Annotated in this window: 16 protein-coding genes; 6 read left to right on the top strand and 10 right to left on the bottom strand. The window is 70.9% G+C overall.

Annotated features, from left to right (window positions below; all coding sequences use genetic code 11):
• Positions 1-230 precede the first annotated feature (230 nt).
• Together ACI7BZ_RS05510 and ACI7BZ_RS05505 are read left to right on the top strand one after the other, a co-directional pair.
• Positions 231-1,019 carry a Bax inhibitor-1/YccA family protein gene (locus ACI7BZ_RS05510; protein ID WP_414116185.1) on the top strand — a complete coding sequence of 263 codons (789 nt, stop codon included), beginning with the start codon at positions 231-233 and terminating at the stop codon, positions 1,017-1,019.
• A gap of 176 nt (positions 1,020-1,195) precedes the next feature.
• Complete coding sequence (locus tag ACI7BZ_RS05505) at positions 1,196-1,738, top strand: GNAT family N-acetyltransferase (RefSeq protein WP_414116184.1); 543 nt, start codon at positions 1,196-1,198, stop codon at positions 1,736-1,738.
• Here ACI7BZ_RS05505 and argB read toward each other — a convergent pair.
• The gene (gene argB / locus ACI7BZ_RS05500) at positions 1,728-2,633 is read right to left on the bottom strand and encodes an acetylglutamate kinase (protein WP_414116183.1); all 906 of its coding nucleotides are present in this window, start codon (positions 2,631-2,633) and stop codon (positions 1,728-1,730) included. The two genes, ACI7BZ_RS05505 and argB, sit on opposite strands and share 11 nt — an antisense overlap.
• Before the next feature lie 257 nt (positions 2,634-2,890).
• On the opposite strand from argB, the gene ACI7BZ_RS05495 reads away from it, so the two are divergent.
• Both ACI7BZ_RS05495 and ACI7BZ_RS05490 read left to right on the top strand, forming a co-directional pair.
• Positions 2,891-4,474, top strand: coding sequence for a hypothetical protein (locus ACI7BZ_RS05495; RefSeq protein ID WP_414116182.1), 1,584 nt, complete (start codon positions 2,891-2,893; stop codon positions 4,472-4,474).
• Positions 4,475-4,540: 66 nt separating this feature from the next.
• A complete protein-coding gene (locus ACI7BZ_RS05490; RefSeq protein WP_414116181.1) occupies positions 4,541-5,674 on the top strand; it encodes an alpha-D-ribose 1-methylphosphonate 5-triphosphate diphosphatase in 1,134 nt (377 codons plus the stop codon).
• A gap of 127 nt (positions 5,675-5,801) precedes the next feature.
• Here ACI7BZ_RS05490 and ACI7BZ_RS05485 read toward each other — a convergent pair whose 3' ends face one another.
• On the bottom strand, positions 5,802-6,887 hold the full coding sequence (locus ACI7BZ_RS05485) for a DUF2125 domain-containing protein (protein ID WP_414116180.1): 1,086 nt from the start codon (positions 6,885-6,887) through the stop codon (positions 5,802-5,804).
• Positions 6,888-6,985: 98 nt separating this feature from the next.
• Between ACI7BZ_RS05485 and ACI7BZ_RS05480 the strand changes: the two genes are divergently transcribed.
• Positions 6,986-7,621: a gamma-glutamylcyclotransferase gene (locus ACI7BZ_RS05480; protein WP_414116179.1), complete on the top strand. Its 636-nt coding sequence runs from the start codon at positions 6,986-6,988 to the stop codon at positions 7,619-7,621.
• 37 nt (positions 7,622-7,658) lie between these two features.
• Here ACI7BZ_RS05480 and ACI7BZ_RS05475 read toward each other — a convergent pair whose 3' ends face one another.
• The 5 genes from ACI7BZ_RS05475 to ftsE form a co-directional block, all read right to left on the bottom strand.
• Positions 7,659-8,084, bottom strand: a complete 426-nt coding sequence (locus ACI7BZ_RS05475; RefSeq protein ID WP_414116178.1) for a hypothetical protein — start codon at positions 8,082-8,084, stop codon at positions 7,659-7,661.
• Positions 8,085-8,117: 33 nt separating this feature from the next.
• On the bottom strand, positions 8,118-8,939 hold the full coding sequence (locus ACI7BZ_RS05470; protein ID WP_414116177.1) for a lysophospholipid acyltransferase family protein: 822 nt from the start codon (positions 8,937-8,939) through the stop codon (positions 8,118-8,120).
• Positions 8,940-8,966: 27 nt separating this feature from the next.
• Entirely contained in the window at positions 8,967-9,716 is a 750-nt protein-coding gene (locus ACI7BZ_RS05465) for a YdcF family protein (protein WP_414116176.1), read from the bottom strand.
• Between the two features lie 70 nt (positions 9,717-9,786).
• Positions 9,787-10,842 (bottom strand): cell division protein FtsX, encoded by a 1,056-nt coding sequence (locus ACI7BZ_RS05460; RefSeq protein ID WP_414116175.1) that lies wholly within the window; start codon positions 10,840-10,842, stop codon positions 9,787-9,789.
• Positions 10,829-11,488, bottom strand: coding sequence for a cell division ATP-binding protein FtsE (ftsE, locus tag ACI7BZ_RS05455; protein ID WP_414116173.1), 660 nt, complete (start codon positions 11,486-11,488; stop codon positions 10,829-10,831). The genes ACI7BZ_RS05460 and ftsE overlap by 14 nt, the downstream gene beginning before the upstream one ends.
• Before the next feature lie 220 nt (positions 11,489-11,708).
• On the opposite strand from ftsE, the gene hpt reads away from it, so the two are divergent.
• On the top strand, positions 11,709-12,245 hold the full coding sequence (hpt, locus tag ACI7BZ_RS05450; protein WP_414116172.1) for a hypoxanthine phosphoribosyltransferase: 537 nt from the start codon (positions 11,709-11,711) through the stop codon (positions 12,243-12,245).
• A 5-nt stretch (positions 12,246-12,250) separates the two neighbouring features.
• Here hpt and ACI7BZ_RS05445 read toward each other — a convergent pair whose 3' ends face one another.
• From ACI7BZ_RS05445 to trpA, 3 genes are all read right to left on the bottom strand, one after another.
• Positions 12,251-13,594: a bifunctional folylpolyglutamate synthase/dihydrofolate synthase gene (locus ACI7BZ_RS05445; RefSeq protein WP_414116171.1), complete on the bottom strand. Its 1,344-nt coding sequence runs from the start codon at positions 13,592-13,594 to the stop codon at positions 12,251-12,253.
• A 67-nt stretch (positions 13,595-13,661) separates the two neighbouring features.
• Positions 13,662-14,570: an acetyl-CoA carboxylase, carboxyltransferase subunit beta gene (gene accD / locus ACI7BZ_RS05440; protein ID WP_414116170.1), complete on the bottom strand. Its 909-nt coding sequence runs from the start codon at positions 14,568-14,570 to the stop codon at positions 13,662-13,664.
• Between the two features lie 192 nt (positions 14,571-14,762).
• Positions 14,763-15,590, bottom strand: a complete 828-nt coding sequence (gene trpA / locus ACI7BZ_RS05435; protein WP_414116169.1) for a tryptophan synthase subunit alpha — start codon at positions 15,588-15,590, stop codon at positions 14,763-14,765.
• Between the last annotated feature and the right edge of the window lie 14 nt (positions 15,591-15,604).

Raw genomic sequence — 15,604 nt, 5'->3', positions numbered from 1 at the left:
CCGCGCCCGCTTTGTGCCTGCCTGCCGTGCCCATTCATCCCGCCCCGGCCCGGTTGCAATCATACGCGGGAGCGTGCGGCGGGTCGCCCCTGACGTTAAGTGACCTTGCGTAAATTTCATCCGGCTTCGTCTTGCCCGGCTACTGCGAACCCACCATATTGACGTCGGACGGCAGGCTTGGCGGACGAACGCTGGGGCTGCGGTCACGATTTTCTCGAAGGGGATCGACGATGTCCGATTATGATCGCAACGTCGCCGGGCGTTTTAATCCGTCGGTGGCACGCTCGCAGGCCGCGATCGACCAGGGACTGCGGGCATATATGCTCAGCGTCTACAATTACATGGCGCTTGGTCTCGCCATCACCGGCGCGGCCGCGCTCGGTGTGTATCTTCTGTCCGTGACCACCGACCCGAGCCAGGCGGCCGGCCAGGTGCGCGGCGGCATCATGCTGACCCAGTTCGGCTATGCCCTGTTCGTGAGCCCGCTGAAGTGGGTGGTGATGCTGGCCCCGCTGGCGGCCGTGTTCTTCCTGAGCTTCCGCGTCGAGCGCATGAGCGTCACGGCGGCGCAGACCACGTTCTGGGTGTTCGCGGCCATCATGGGCGTGTCGCTCTCCACGATCTTCCTCGTGTACACCCACGAGAGCATCGTCCGGGTGTTCTTCATTACCGCGGCTTCCTTCGGCGCGCTGAGCCTCTACGGCTACACCACGCAGAAGGACCTCAGCGGCATGGGCACCTTCCTGATGATGGGCCTGATCGGCATCGTCATCGCCTCGCTGGTGAACATCTTCCTCGGCTCGACGATGCTGCAGTTCATCGTCTCCGTGGTCGGCGTCCTGGTGTTTGCGGGCCTCACCGCCTACGACACCCAGCGCATCAAGGAAATGTACTTCGCCGCCGACGACGTGGCCGTGATGGGCAAGAAGGCCATCATGGGCGCGCTGACCCTCTACCTGGACTTCATCAACCTGTTCATGATGCTGCTCCAGCTGTTCGGCAACCGCAGCAACGACTGACGCGGCCGGCCTTCATCGGCCCACGCACAGGGCACACGCATTCGGGGCCCCGGCGCAAGCCGGGGCCTTTCCTTTTGGCCGGCGCCTCCCGACGGCGGCGCCGGCCGGCGCGGTGGCGGGGCCGGACGCATCACCCGCCCTTTCCAGCCCGGGCCGTCCTGCCGTAGAACGCCTTCATGCCGATCCGACCCGCCACCCCCGCCGACATCCCCGCCATCGCCGCCATCTATGACGAGGCGGTGCGCACCGGAACCGCCTCCTTCGAGGTGACGCCGCCGGGCGCGGCGGAGATGGCGCGGCGCCACGCCGCCATCACCGAGGGCGGCTACCCCTATCTGGTCATGGAAGAGGATGGCGCGGTGCTGGGCTATGCCTATGCCAGCGCCTTCCGCCCGCGCATCGCCTATCGCCACACGGTGGAGAATTCCATCTATGTGGCCCCCGCCGCGCAGGGGCGGGGCGTGGGCCGGGCGCTGCTGGAAGCGCTGCTCGTGCAATGCGAGGCGGCAGGCTTCCGCCAGATGGTGGCGGTGATCGGCGACAGCGCCAATGCCGGCTCCATCGGCCTGCACCGCGCCTGCGGCTTCCAGCCGGCGGGCCTGCTGGAAGCCACTGGCCTGAAGTTCGGCCGGTGGATCGACACGGTACTCATGCAGCGCCCCCTCGGGCGGGGCGCCGATGGCGTGCCCGAGGAGGCGGACCTGAGCTTCAGCGGGTGATCAGCGTACCCGCGCCATGGTCGGTGAGCAGCTCCAGCAGCACCGCATGGGGCACCTTGCCGTCGAGGATGACCACGCCTTCCACGCCTTTTTCAAGGGCATAGATGCAGGTCTCCACCTTGGGGATCATGCCGCCGGAAATGGTGCCGTCGGCAATCAGCGCCCGCGCCTCGGCGATGGTGAGGCGGGGGATGAGCGCCTTGTCCTTGTCCAGCACGCCCGGCACGTCGGTGAGCAGCAAAAGGCGCTTGGCCCCCAGCGCCCCGGCGATGGCGCCGGCGAAGGTATCCGCATTCACATTGTAGGTGCCGCCATCCACCGCCGCGGCCACCGGCGCCAGCACCGGAATAAGCTCGCGGCCGAGGATCTGGTCCAAAACCATGGTGTCCACCTCGTCGGGCTCGCCGACGAAGCCGAGGTCCACCACCTGCTCGATCTTGCTGTCCGGGTCCACCACCACGCGGTTGGCCTTCCGCGCGCGCACCATGTTCCCGTCCTTGCCGCACAGGCCGATGGCCTTGCCGCCGGCCTCGTTGATGAAGCCGACGATCTGCTTGTTGATGGAGCCGGCCAGCACCATCTCCACGATTTCCACCGTCGCCTTGTCGGTGATGCGCAAGCCCGCGGCGAATTCGGACTTGATGCCGAGCTTGGCCAGCATGGCGCCGATCTGCGGCCCGCCGCCGTGCACCACCACCGGGTTCACGCCGGCCTGCTCCAGCAGCACGATGTCCTGGGCGAAGTTGCGCGCCACGTCCTCGCTGCCCATGGCGTGGCCGCCATATTTCACCACCACGATGGCGTCGTCATAAAGCTGCATGTGGGGCAGCGCCTTCGCCAGCACTTCCGCCTGCAGCCGGGCTTCCGAAACGGGGGTGGGATTGGGCTCGTTCATGCAGCGCTCGCTCGTCATCCGCGGCCGCCGCGGCCGGGGGGCGGCGCCGTTCTAGCGGTTTCCTGCGCTCCGGCAAAGGGCTGGCGGATGGGTGCGGATGCGCGTGTCTTCCCCTGCGGCACACTTTTCAAGGTCGCGGAAAGGTGATCGAAAGCCGCCGCGCGCGGCGTCCTGCCACCACATTCAAGGTGCCATCAGCGCCGCGATCGGGCGCGCCCCGCCGCCTCCAGCTCCCCGCCAGACACAGCACACGGACCATGACGCTCCATTCCCCGCACCATGCGCCCCCGCCCGCGCGCCGCCCCCACGACCTGCCGCCGGGGACCATCGCCCTCCTGTTCATTCTGTGCTTCACGCTGGTGGCGGTGCCCATCGTCAGCCACCCGATCCCGCCCCTGTCCGATTATGTGAACCACCTGGCGCGGATGCAGGTGATCGCGGCACTGCCCCACGATGCGGACCTCGCCCGCTTCTATCACCTCGACTGGTCCATCCTGCCGAACCTGATGATGGACCTGGTGGTGCCGGTCATCGACCGGGTGACGGACGTCTACACGGCGGGGGAGATCTACACGCTCCTGTGCTTCGCCCTCATCGCCGGCGGCACCCTCACCCTCAACCGCGCCCTGTTCGGCGTGTGGTCGGCGCTGCCGCTGCTGGCGTTCCCGCTGCTGTACAACGGCATCTTCCTCATCGGGGTGATGAATTATTATTTCGGGATCGGCCTTGCCCTGTTCGCCCTCGCCGCCTGGAGCTTCCTGCGCGAGGCGGCGTGGCCCTGGCGCTTCCTGGTCTCGGCCGGCTTCGTGGTGGCCCTGTTCTTCTGCCACCTGTTCGCCGCGGGGGTCTATGGGGTGGGGCTGCTCGCCTTCGAGATCGACCGCCTGCGCCGCGCCCGCGGGGCGCCCCTCGGCCCGCGCCTTGCCGCCTTCATGGCGGCGGGGCTGCCGTTCCTGCCCGTGGTGCCGCTGCTGATGGCGAGCCCCACCTGGGGCCTGTCGGGCCAGAACATCTGGGAGCCGCAGGGCAAGATCGACGGCCTGGAGATGGTCGCCAACGTCTATTTCGACCATGTGGCCATCGCCCTTACCGCGGTGGTGGTGGGGGCCGGCCTATGGGCGGCGCGCCACCGGCTGCTGCAGGTGCATTCCCTGATGCTGCCGCTGCTGCTGGTGGCGGGCGCGGTCTATCTCGCCATGCCACGGGTGGTGTTCGCCACCTATATGGCGGACCAGCGCCTGCCGGTGGCCATCGCCTTCATGGTGCTGGCGGCCATGCGGGTGGACCTGCGCCACCGCCTCGCCCGGCGCGGCTTCGCCGTGGTGCTGCTGGTGATGCTGGCGGTGCGGGTGGGCGAAGTGCAGGTGGTGTGGAACCGCCTCACCCAATGGACGGCGGCCTTCGGCCAGTCGGTGGGGGACATCCGCCGCGGCTCGCGCATCCTGGTGGCCTATGCGGACATCCAGGGCGGCGCCGATCCGCAGGACCTCGGCCTGATGCACGCGGCCTGCCTCGCCATGATCGAGAAATCCTCCCTCGTCACCACCGCCTTCACCGTGAAGGGCAAGCAGATCCTGCGGGTGAACGCGCCCTATCGCGACCATGCGGACACCGAGGACGGCAACCCGCCGCAGATCGAGCAATTGCTCCTCACCGAGGAGGAGCCCACCCCCGACGGCCCGCGCTATTGGGACCTCTGGCCGAAGCACTTCGATTACGTCTATGTGCTGTTCACCGAGCGCGGCGCGCCCAACCCCGACGACGACCGCCTGAAGCTGGTGTTCGAGGGAGAGCGGTTCCAGCTCTACCGGGTGATCCCGCCGCCGGTGCCGCCATCCTGACGGGGTGTCACCACCGCGTCACGGTTCGGTGCAAGGCAACCCGCCTTCCTCTGCCCCGGAGCTTCGATGGAAACCGTCTTCACCAATGCCCGCCTCGTCCTTGACGATACCGTAACGGACGGCACGCTGGTGGTGCGGCAGGGGCGCATCGCCGCGGCGGAGCCGGGACGGGTCCATGCGCCGTCCGCCATCGACTGCGAGGGCGACTTTCTCGCCCCCGGCATCGTCGATCTGCATACCGATGCGCTGGAAGGCCATTTCGTGCCGCGCCCCAAGGTGTTCTGGCCGGACGCAAGGGCCGCGGCCCTCGCCCATGACGGCCAGACGGTGGCCAGCGGCATCACCACCGTGTTCGACGCCATCTGCGCCGGCGGCTTCGACCAGGCCAAGGCCGAGCGGCGCGAGCTGTTCCAGGTGATGCTGGATGCGGTGGAGGCCGGCGCCGGCCTGTTCCGCGCCGACCACCGCATCCACCTGCGCTGCGAGATGACCGACCCGGACCTCCTCACCCTGGTGGAGCCGGCTTTGTCGCGCTCCACCCTCGCCTTCGCCTCGCTCATGGACCACACGCCGGGCGCCCGCCAGTGGCGCAATGTGGAGGTGCTGCGCGCCTTCCTCCTCGGCATCGGCAAGGAGGCGGCGGAAGCCGAGCGGGAGATCGCGGAGCGCACCGCGCGCGGACGCGCCAATGTGGAGCGCAACTTCGCGCCGCTGGCGCAGATGCTGGCGCAGGCGGGGCTGGTGCGCGCCAGCCACGACGACACCACCCCCGAGCATGTGGAGCTTGCCCGCGGCGCCGGCTGCACGGTGAGCGAGTTTCCCACCACCCGCGAGGCGGCGCAGGCGGCGCGCCAGGCCGGGCTTGCCACCATCGGCGGCGCCCCCAACGTGGTGCGCGGCGGCTCCCATTCCGGCGGCGTGGCCATGGGCGCGCTGGCCGCGGCGGGGCTGGTGGATGCCCTCGCCTCCGATTATGTGCCGGCCAGCCTGCTGCAGGCGGCCGCACGGCTTCACACCAGCGGCGCGCTGACGCTGCCGGACGCCATGGCCCTTGTCACCCGCCGGCCGGCGGCCATGGCGGGGCTGGAGGATCGCGGCCGGCTGGCGCCGGGCCTGCGGGCGGACCTGCTGCGCTTCCGCATGGTGGAGGGCACCCCGGTGGTGCGCCATGTGGCGGTTGAAGGCGAACGGGTGTTCTGAACGCAAGAGGGAGGGCGCTGCTGGAGCGCGATCCGAGCAAATTGATTCCATTTGCCCGGTGGCCAGCGCGTTCCTGCGCGAATGGAGCGGCGCACCGCCGGCGGGGAAATGGTCCCCGCCCGTGCATTCAGAACACCGGCGGCACGAGGCCCACGGGAAAGCCGGCGAGCTTGAGGGTGCCGGCATCGAAGCTCAGGGCGAAGGTCACGCCCTTGCGGCCCTCCACCTCACCCGGCTTGCCCACCATGGCGAGGGCGGAGACGATGGGGGCCACCTCCCGCGGGATCACCCCGTTGCGGTCCAGCCCCTTCACCAGCTCGTTGAGGCCGGAGAAGCCGAGGTCGAGCTTGCCGTTGAGCCGCGCCTGCGGGTCCAGGGCGACGGCGCCGGCCGCGGTCATCACCACCCGCGGGGAGGAGACGACGAAGCGGTCCAGCCGCGCCACCCCGCCCGCCGCCGCCCACGCCTTCAGCCGCTGCTGCACCGGCATGGGCCGCAGGTCTGCCGAAGCGGTGATGGTGCCCTGCAGGGTCATGTCCACCGGGCCGTTGAGGCCGAGCGCCGTGGCCAGGGCGCTTTCGCCGGCGGTGAGGCCGGAGGCGTAGTCCACGTCGTCGGGCGCGGCCTGGGTGGCGGGCCGGCGGCGCGCATGGAACTCGAAGGTGCGGGCCGAGAGCAGGGGCTGGCCGCCGGCCCCGGCCGATTCCAGGCGCGGCTCGTTCACATGAAGGGAGAAGCGTTCCGGCCGCCCGGACAGGTCGCCGATGCCGCTCATCTGCAGCAGCTTCCAATTGGCCGCATAGGCCTCGCCGGTGGCGAGGTCCTCCACCCGCGCGGGGCCGGTGAATTCGGCCACGATATGGTTGGGCGCCCACACCTGCGCCACCACCTGCGCCGTCACGGCGGTGAAGCGCAGGGGATCGCCGCCGCGGGTTTCCAGCGTCGGCTTCCGGCAGCGCAGCTCGAAGCGGAAGGGGAAGCCGGCCAGGCGGCGTTCGCCACAGCTCCAGGCCCGGCCGAACGCGGCCTCGCGGCCAATCCAGGCGTCGATCTCGCGCTCGGCGCGATTGGCGGCGAAGAACCACAGCCCGGTCCAGCCCGCCGCAAGGACCACCACGATGGCGAGGGGAATGATCACCAGCCAGGGCTTGGCGCGGGTGGAGCCGGCGCCGGCGGGCCGGGGGCTGCTGTCGGGGGTCTCTTCGGCGGTCATGCGCGTCCTTGGCGGTGCGGCCCGCTTGCGGCGGTCCTTCGCTGCTGTTAGGCGACGGGAACGTGTATCTGTCAACGCCGGGGAGCGTTACGCCGGCCATGGTCGATGATGGCGCCACGCAGGAGAAGGCCGGGGGCGCGGGGGCGCCGGGCCGGCAGGCGGCGGGCGACGTGTGGGTGTTCGCCTACGGCTCGCTCATGTGGAATCCGGGCTTCGCCTTCGCCGAGCGCTGCGAGGCGCGGCTCGTGGGGGCCCATCGGACGCTGTGCGTCTATTCCTTCCATCACCGCGGCACGCCGGAGGCGCCGGGCCTGGTGCTGGGGCTTGATCTGGGCGGCTCGTGCCGCGGCATCGCCTATCGCGTGGCGGCGGCCGACTGGCCCGAAACCCACGCCTACCTCACCGCGCGGGAGCAGATTTCCGGCGTCTACCGCGAGGTGGACCGGCGCATCCGGCTGATGGACGGGTCGGGGCGCGACACCGCCGCGGTGGCCTATCTGGTGAACCGCGCCCACCCGCAATATGCCCGGGGCCTGTCGCTGGAGGACCAGCTGCACCTGGTGCGGCGCTCCCACGGCAAATCGGGGCCGAATGCGGACTATGTGCTGGCCACGGTGGCGGCGCTGGAGCATCTCGGCCTCAGCGATCCGGCCCTCGCCTTCATCGCCCGCCACCTCGTGCCCGCCCATCCGGTGCCGGAGACGGCGCCGGATGACGGAAGCGGGCCGATCTGACCCATCCCCCGGCCCCATCGTCTTCCCGGAGCCCCCCTCACGCGGCGTGGCGGCGGCCGAAGCCGCGGGGCATTTCGCACGGGGCAGCGGCGCGCCCCTCCTCGGGCCGGGGCTCCCGCCGCGTGGCGCTGCGCACCAGCAGGCGGCGCAGGGCCGGGGCGGGCTCGTCCCCGAGCACATGGATGTGGATATCTTCCCCGTTGAGGCGTGCGGCGGCGGCGCGGGCCGCCTCCCCCGTGGGGCCGGCCCACATGGCGATGGGGCCGGCCGGAGTCCGGCGGGTCACCACCGCGATGGCGTCGGGATATTCGGGAGCCGCGTCGGCCGGATAGACCGAAAACACATGGCGCGCGCCGTCTTCATCCCGCCAGAAGCGGTAACGCGCACCCAGCCCGCCGTGCCTGAGCCCGGTGAGGCTGCCGGCATCGAAAAGAGGAATCAGGAGCGAATCAGTCACGTTCATGAGAACGAAACTAGAACGATAGCCGCGCCCCGATCAAGAGTTTTCCACAGGTGTGGACAACGGGGACCGCACCGGCGCGGCCGCCCGCCCCCGCAGCTCCGGCGGGGCATCGTCGCCGAGGCTGGCGAGCCCCTCCTCCAGCAGCCGGTCGCTGGCGGTCTCGATGTCGCCGGACAGGCGGGCCATGAAGGCGGCGCGGCCGAGCCCGGGCGGGATCGGCGGCAGGATCTCCACCAGGATGGTCCCGGCCCGCCGCCGCAGCGACCGGCGCGGCCAATAGAGGCCGGAATTGAGGGCGATGGGCAGGCACGGCGCCCCCAGGCTGGAATAGAGGTGGGCGACGCCGAACTTGTAGTCCGGCGCGGCCCCGGCGGGGCGCCGCGTGCCCTCGGGAAAGATCAGGATCTGCCGGCCCTCGCCGATGTCGGCAATGGCCCGGCGGGTCATGGCCCGCATGGCGGAGGAGCCGCCCTTGCGGTCCACCGGGATCATCCGCGCCTTGGCGGCGAACCAGCCGAAGACAGGAATATGCATCAGCTCGCGCTTCAGGATGAAGGCGGGATCGGCGAACAGCGGCAGCAAAGCGAAGGTTTCCCACGCGGACTGGTGCTTGGCGGCGATGAGCAGCGGACCGTCCGGGATGTTCTCTACGCCGCGGAATTCCGCCCGCGTGCCCACCAGCACCCGCAGCAGAAAGACATTCGTGCGCACCCACGACAACACCCCCAGCCGCCACAAGGTGCGCCGCGGCAGCAGCGGCAGCAGCGGCAGGAAGGCGAGAAGATAAAGGGTTGTCGCCAGGTAGAAGGCGATCTGGAACGCAATCGAACGCAGCACCGTCACCGCACTCTCCATGGCCCGCGCCGGCCTGCCGGGGCCGGATCAGGGCGCGCGGGCATGGGCGGGGCCCTTGCGCGCCGGGTCCGGCAATTCCGCCACCGCCCCTGCCACGGCCTGGGCCGGGCGGAATTTCACCGTGGCCATGATGTACTTCAAATATTCCTTCAGCAGCAGCCGCACCGCGGCGGGATCGCGCCACCAGCGCTCGGCCCGCATCTGCGTGGTCACCACCGGGTAGGATACGAGCTCCACCTCCGGCAGGGCGCGGCCCAGCTCCATCATGGCCCGCGGCATGTGCCAGGCGGATGTCACCACCACCAGGGAGCGGAAGCGCCGGCTGCGGGCCCATTCCGCCACCTCCAGCGCATTGCCGCGGGTGTTGAGCGCCTTGTGGCCGAGGTCGATGCAGCAGCTCAGCAGGTGGAGGCTTCCCGGCAGCGCGCGGCGGAATTCGTCGGTGGTGGTGGACGGGTTGACGCCGCTGATGAGCAGGCGCCCGCCCCGCCCGTCCGCCAGCAGGCCCACCGCATCCTCGATGCGGGAGGGGCCGCCGGTGAGCACCACGATGGCATCGGCCGGGCGCACGGCTCCGGGCTCGCGGGCGGCGATCTGGGTGGTGAAGGCGAGGAAGCCGGCGGCCGCGGCCACCGCCCCGCCGCCGGCCAGGAGAATGGCGGCGATGAGCAGCCGCCGCAGCAGGACGCGGCGCCGGACGCCCCCGTCCGTGCCCTTGCCCCCCGACGCAGCCTCCTGGTGCCGCACCGCTCTTCGCCCGGTGTTCGACATGGTCATGCTGGCGACTTTGGCGGCGGAATGCGGCAGGGGCGAGGACGCCGCCGGCCGCACCGGCCCGGCGCGGCTTTCATTGAATCGTCCTCAACGTCCGGTAAACCGTCAGGCGCGAGGTGAGCGCGGTGGCCAGCGCCACCACCACCACCGCCAGCGCGATGCCGAGGAAGCCCCACACGCCGGGATGGAGCCAGCCGAGCACGGTGGGAAGCTCCGGGTCGCCGCCAAGGCCGAACTGCGGCAGGGCCGCCACCGCCCCGAACACCGCCGTCGCCGCAAGCCCGCCGATCAGCCCGCCCTGGGTGCCGATCTTGAGGAAATGCCGCTGGAACTGGGCGGCGATGAAGCCGTCCCGGGCACCGACGAAATGCAGCACCTCCACCACGGAGCGGTTGGTGGCCACCGCCGCGCGGGTGGCGAACACCACCGAGAGGATGGTGGCGAGCCCCACCAGCCCCACCAGCACGATGCCGATGAGCATCACCGCATCGGTCACCGCCACCAGCCGGCGCGACCAGCTGCGGTGGTCGTCCAGGGTGGCGGTGGGGATCTTGTCGGTCAGGGTGCGCTTCAGCCGGGCGAGGTCCGCGGTGCCGCTGCCGTCGAGGCGCAGCACCACCACGCGCGGCACCGGCAGGTCGCCGAGGTCGAGGCCCGAGCCGAGCCAGGGCTCCAGCAGCCGCGCCGTCTCCTCGGGGGTCAGCACATGGGCGTCGGCAATGCCGGGAGTGCGGCGGGCGATGTCGGCCGCGGCCTGCACCTGGGCGTCGGTGGCCTGGGCGTCGCCGGCGCGGATCTGGATGGTGACCTCCCGGGTCACGTCGCTGCGCCACTGGCTGGCGGTGGTGCGCACGGCAAGGGCAGTGCCGATGGTGATGGCGGCAAGGAAGGTCATGATGGCCACCACCGCCACCAGCGCCCGCCCGGCGATGGTGGCGGACGGCACGATGGAACCCTGCGCCCGCGCCTTGCCGGCCGCCTTCCCCGCGCCCTTGGCCGCGCCCTTGCCGGAGGTCTTGCCGGCCTCCTTCCCCGCGCCCTTGCCGGCGGCCTCCTTCGCGGCATGCGCCGTGCCCCCGGGGACGGGGGCGGACGGGGGGATGTGGCCGGTGGGGTCAGTCGTAGACATAGAGGCGACCGTCCGCGATCACGAGGCGGCGGGCGTCGTACTGGTCCATGAGCGCGATGTCATGGGTGGCCAGCAGCACCGACGTGCCCGATTTGTTGAGCTCGATGAACAGGCGCAGCAGCCGCCGCGCCAGCGTGGGGTCCACATTGCCGGTGGGCTCGTCCGCCAAAAGGAATTCCGGCCGGCCGATGAGGGCGCGGGCGATGGCGGCGCGCTGCTTCTCGCCGCCGGAGAGCACCGGCGGCAGCACATGCATGCGCTCGCCCAGCCCCACCCACTGCAGCAGCTCGCTCACCTCCGCGCGGTAGCTGGCTTCTTCCTTGCCCAGCACCCGCAGGGGCAGCGCCACGTTCTCATAGGTGGTGAGGTGGTCCAGGAGGCGGAAATCCTGGAACACGATGCCGATGCGCCGGCGCAGCACCGCCACTTCGTCGGGGTCGAGGGAGGACACGTCGCGCCCGAACAGGGTGATGAGCCCGCGGGTCGGCTTCAGCGACAAGAAGAGCAGGCGCATCAAGGTGGTCTTGCCGGCGCCGGAGGGTCCGGTGAGGAACTGGAACGAATTGGGCTCGATGCCGAAGGACACGTCCTTCAGCACTTCGGGACCCATCCCGTACCTCAGGCCCACATTTTCGAACCGGACCAACGCCCCACCCTCGCCCGAATCGCGCAAAGCCGCGCCGCTTCAACATAAACCAAGCGCGCCGGGCCGTAACCGCCCCGCGCGGCGGCGAAGGCGCGGTGGGCGGGCCGCGGGGAACACGCTTGGAATGGGGGGGAGCGGCTGTCACATCGCGGACCGCACAAGGGCGCTATGGACGCGCACCGCCTGAACGTTCATGCTCGCGCCCTTGCGACGAGGAACCATGCCCCTGCCGAACATTGCCGTTCTCTTCGACGAGAACCAGATCGCCGCCCGCAACCGCGCCCTGGCCGCCGAGATCGCCGCTCTGGCGCCCGAGCGCCTCCTTGCCGTCGCCGTGCTGAAGGGGTCCTTCATCTTCGCCGCCGATCTGCTGCGGGCCATGCATGCGTCGAACCTCTCCCCGGAAGTGGAGTTCATGCACCTGTCGTCCTACCGGGAGGCCACCATCTCCTCGGGGCAGGTGGAGATCCTGAAGGATGTGGAAAGCGACGTGCGCGACCGCGACGTGCTGCTGATCGACGACATCCTGGAATCCGGCCGCACCCTCGCCTTCGCCAAGGACCTGCTGATGGCCCGCGGCGCCCGCCGGGTGCTGGTGTGCGTGCTGCTGGAGAAGCCGGGCAAGCGGGCCGTGCACATCGACGCCGATTTCGTCGGCTTCCCCTGCCCCGACCTGTTCGTGGTGGGCTATGGCATGGACGTGGCCCATGCCTGCCGGCAATTGCCGTTCATCGGGCATATCAAGGGCCTGGAATAGGCCCCTCAGGTCAGGTCCGCGCCGTTGGCCGCCAGCACAGCGCCGGCCAGATAGAGCGAGCCGGCGATGAGCACACGTGGCGGCGCCGCCACGCTGCCGGATGCGTCCGTGCGGGCGATCGACTGCAGCGCCTCGCCCACGTCGCGGGCGAGGCGGGCGGTGATGCCGAGCCCGGCCGCCGCCGCCGCAACCTCCTCGGGCCGCAGCCCGGCATGGGCGCCGGGCACCGGCACCGCCACCGCCTCCCGCACCAGACCGGCGAAGGGCGACAGGAAGCCCGCCACGTCCTTGGTGCCGAGCATGCCGAGAATAAGCACCAGCGGGCGCGAATAGCGCTCTTCCAGCTCGCACAGGGCATGGGCGAGGGCCGCGCCGCCGGCGGCATTGTGGCCGCCGTCCAGCCACACCTCGGCGCCCGCGGGCGCACGGGCGAGCAGAGGCCCCGCCGGCAGGCGCTGCAGCCGCGCCGGCCAGTCCGCCCGCAGGATGCCCGCCTCGAACGCGGCGGGAAGGCGCAGGGCGCGCAGGGTCGCCACCGCAAGTCCGGCATTGTCGATCTGGTGCGGCCCCACGAGGCGCGGCCGCGGCAGGTCCAAAAGGCCGTCCTCGTCGGCATAGACGAGGCGCCCCGCCTCCTCCTGCACGTTCCAGTGCTGGCCGCGCGCGAACACCGGGGCCAGCCGGCGCGCCGCCGCCCGCTCGATCACGCCGAGCACCTCGGGCAGCTGCGCGCCCACCACCACCGGCACGCGCGGCTTGATGATGCCGGCCTTCTCCGCGGCGATGGCCTCCACCGTGGCGCCGAGGAAATCCACATGGTCGATGGACACGGGGGTGATGACGCTGGCCAGCGGCTGGTCCACCACATTGGTGGCGTCGAGCCGGCCGCCCAGGCCCACCTCCAGCAGCAGCACGTCGGCCGGCTGCTCGCGGAACAGCAGGAAGGCCGCCGCCGTGGTGATCTCGAAGAAGGTGACGGGCGCGCCCGCATTGGCGGCCTCCACCCGGTCCAGCGCATCGGCAAGGGCGAGGTCCGACACCAGGGCGCCGCCGCCCGGCCGCCCCAGGCGGATGCGCTCGTTGAAGCGCACCAGATGGGGGGAGGTATAGACATGCACCGAGCGCCCCGCCGCCTCCAGCATGGCGCGCATGAAGGCCACGGTGGAGCCCTTGCCGTTGGTGCCGGCCACATGGATCACCGGCGGCAGGTGCCGCTCCGGGTGGCCGAGGGCCTCCAGCAGCCGCTCCATGCGCGACAGGGACAGGTCGATCTTCTTCGGATGGAGCGCGGCGAGCCGGGCGAGAACCTCGTCGGGGGCGCGGGCGGGCTGGGGCAGGGCCATGGTCATCTCGGCTGCGGGCGCCGCGCGGGCCACGGCCGCGCCCGGTCGGGGCCGCCCGGGGGCGGCGCAGGTATCAGGCGGCGGCGGGTTCGGCCGGCTGCGGGCGGGGCAGCCGCCCCTTGGGCGGCAGAGCGGGCGCCTTCACCAGCAGGCGGCACAGGCGGCCCAGCGTCTCGCGCATCTGGTGGCGGTGCACCACCATGTCGATCATGCCGTGCTCGCGCAGATATTCGGCGCGCTGGAAGCCGTCCGGCAGCTTCTCGCGGATGGTCTGCTCGATCACCCGCGGGCCGGCGAAGCCGATGAGGGCGCCGGGCTCGGAGATCTGCACGTCCCCCAGCATGGCGTAGGAGGCCGTCACCCCGCCGGTGGTGGGATTGGTGAGCACCACGATGTAGGGCTTCTTCGCCTCGCGCAATTCCTGGATGGCGGCGGTGGTGCGCGGCATCTGCATGAGGGAGAGGATGCCCTCCTGCATGCGCGCCCCGCCGGAGGCGGCGAACATGATGAAGGGCGTGCCCTTCTCCGCCGCGGTCTGCAGCCCCTTCACCACCGCCTCGCCGGCCGCCATGCCGAGCGAGCCGCCCATGAAGCCGAAATCCTGCACCGCGACGGTGACGGGCAGCTCTTCCAGCAGGCCGGTGGCCACCTTCACCGCGTCCTGGTAGCCGGTCTTGGTGCGGGCGTCCTTCAGGCGGTCGATGTAGCGGCGCTCGTCGCGGAACTTCAGCGGGTCGGTGGCGACCTCGGGAAGGGGCACCTCCTCATAGGCGCCGTCGTCGAAGGTTGCCTTCAGCCGCTGCACCGCGTCCATGCGCATGTGGTAGCCGGAGGCGGGAATGACGTAGAGGTTCGCCTCAAGATCCTTGTGAAACACCATCTGCCCGGTCTCCGGGCACTTCACCCAGAGATTTTCGGGAACCTCGCGGCGCGCCAGGAAATCGCGGATCTTCGGGCGGACGACGTTGGAAATCCAGTTCACGGGATCATCTCCGGACGGCAGACGGCGGCGCTGCAGCGCACACCGGCGCGCCTCCATGTAATGCCAAGGAGGTCGCGGCGAAAGTGCGGCAATCGGCACCGCGCGCCCATTTGCCCGGCCCATTGCGCCGCAAATGCCGCGGTTTCACGGGTTGCGGGCATCCGCCGGGCGCCGCTGCGCGGCCTTCAGGCGTCAGCGCCGCACGGCGCGCACCGCCTCCGCCAGCTCGCTTGCCAGCGCCTCGACGCCGGCCACGGTGTTGGCGGTGGCGTTGCCCTGCGCATCCAGGGTCCGGCGCACCACCTCCACCAGGGCGGAGCCCACCACCACCGCATCGGCGCCGGCGGCGATGGCCGCGGCCTGCTCCGGGGTCTTCACCCCGAAGCCCACGGCCACCGGCAGGTCGGTGTGCCCCTTGATGCGCGCCACCGCCGCCGCCACCGCGCCCGCATCCGGCGTGGCCGAGCCGGTGATGCCGGTGATGGAGACGTAATAGACGAAGCCCGCCGTGTGCTTCAGCACCGCCGGCAGGCGCCGGTCGTCGGTGGTGGGGGTGGCGAGGCGGATGAAATCAATGCCCGCCGCCAGCGCCGGCAGGCACAGTTCCTCGTCCTCCTCGGGCGGCAGGTCCACCACGATGAGGCCGTCCACCCCGGCCGCCCGGGCATCGGCCAGGAAGCGCTCCACGCCATAGACGTAGATGGGGTTGAAATAGCCCATGAGCACCACCGGGGTGGCGTCGTCCTCGGCGCGGAAGATCCGCACCATGGCGAGGGTTTTGGCCAGGGTCTGCCCGCCCTTCAGCGCGCGCAGGCCGGCCGCCTGGATGGCGGGTCCGTCGGCCATGGGATCGGTGAAGGGGATGCCCAGCTCGATCACGTCCGCGCCGGCCCCGGGCAGCGCCTTCAGGATGGCGAGGGAGGTTTCCCCGTCCGGGTCGCCCGCGGTCACGAAGGTGACGAGGCCCGGGCGGCCTTCCTGTTTCAGCGCGGCGAAGCGGTCGGCGATGCGGGTGGTCATGGGGCTGCCTGGAT

The organism is Xanthobacter sp. AM11 (genome assembly GCF_047444035.1).
In the GTDB taxonomy this organism is placed as follows: Bacteria; Pseudomonadota; Alphaproteobacteria; order Rhizobiales; family Xanthobacteraceae; genus Xanthobacter.
The sequence above is the reverse complement of the archived record's forward strand: the minus strand, read 5'-3'. Positions and strand labels throughout refer to the sequence as shown.

Bases quoted from the DNA above. Each gene is read 5' to 3' on its own strand.
- argB (WP_414116183.1), bottom strand. From the start codon at position 2,633: ATGAACGAGCCCAATCCCACCCCCGTTTCGGAAGCCCGGCTGCAGGCG.
- ACI7BZ_RS05490 (WP_414116181.1), top strand. From the start codon at position 4,541: ATGGAAACCGTCTTCACCAATGCCCGCCTCGTCCTTGACGATACCGTA.
- ACI7BZ_RS05475 (WP_414116178.1), bottom strand. From the start codon at position 8,084: ATGAACGTGACTGATTCGCTCCTGATTCCTCTTTTCGATGCCGGCAGC.
- ACI7BZ_RS05445 (WP_414116171.1), bottom strand. From the start codon at position 13,594: ATGACCATGGCCCTGCCCCAGCCCGCCCGCGCCCCCGACGAGGTTCTC.
- ACI7BZ_RS05505 (WP_414116184.1), top strand. From the start codon at position 1,196: ATGCCGATCCGACCCGCCACCCCCGCCGACATCCCCGCCATCGCCGCC.
- ACI7BZ_RS05510 (WP_414116185.1), top strand. From the start codon at position 231: ATGTCCGATTATGATCGCAACGTCGCCGGGCGTTTTAATCCGTCGGTG.
- trpA (WP_414116169.1), bottom strand. From the start codon at position 15,590: ATGACCACCCGCATCGCCGACCGCTTCGCCGCGCTGAAACAGGAAGGC.
- ACI7BZ_RS05480 (WP_414116179.1), top strand. From the start codon at position 6,986: ATGGTCGATGATGGCGCCACGCAGGAGAAGGCCGGGGGCGCGGGGGCG.
- ACI7BZ_RS05460 (WP_414116175.1), bottom strand. From the start codon at position 10,842: ATGTCTACGACTGACCCCACCGGCCACATCCCCCCGTCCGCCCCCGTC.
- hpt (WP_414116172.1), top strand. From the start codon at position 11,709: ATGCCCCTGCCGAACATTGCCGTTCTCTTCGACGAGAACCAGATCGCC.
- ACI7BZ_RS05470 (WP_414116177.1), bottom strand. From the start codon at position 8,939: ATGGAGAGTGCGGTGACGGTGCTGCGTTCGATTGCGTTCCAGATCGCC.
- ACI7BZ_RS05485 (WP_414116180.1), bottom strand. From the start codon at position 6,887: ATGACCGCCGAAGAGACCCCCGACAGCAGCCCCCGGCCCGCCGGCGCC.
- ACI7BZ_RS05495 (WP_414116182.1), top strand. From the start codon at position 2,891: ATGACGCTCCATTCCCCGCACCATGCGCCCCCGCCCGCGCGCCGCCCC.
- ACI7BZ_RS05465 (WP_414116176.1), bottom strand. From the start codon at position 9,716: ATGACCATGTCGAACACCGGGCGAAGAGCGGTGCGGCACCAGGAGGCT.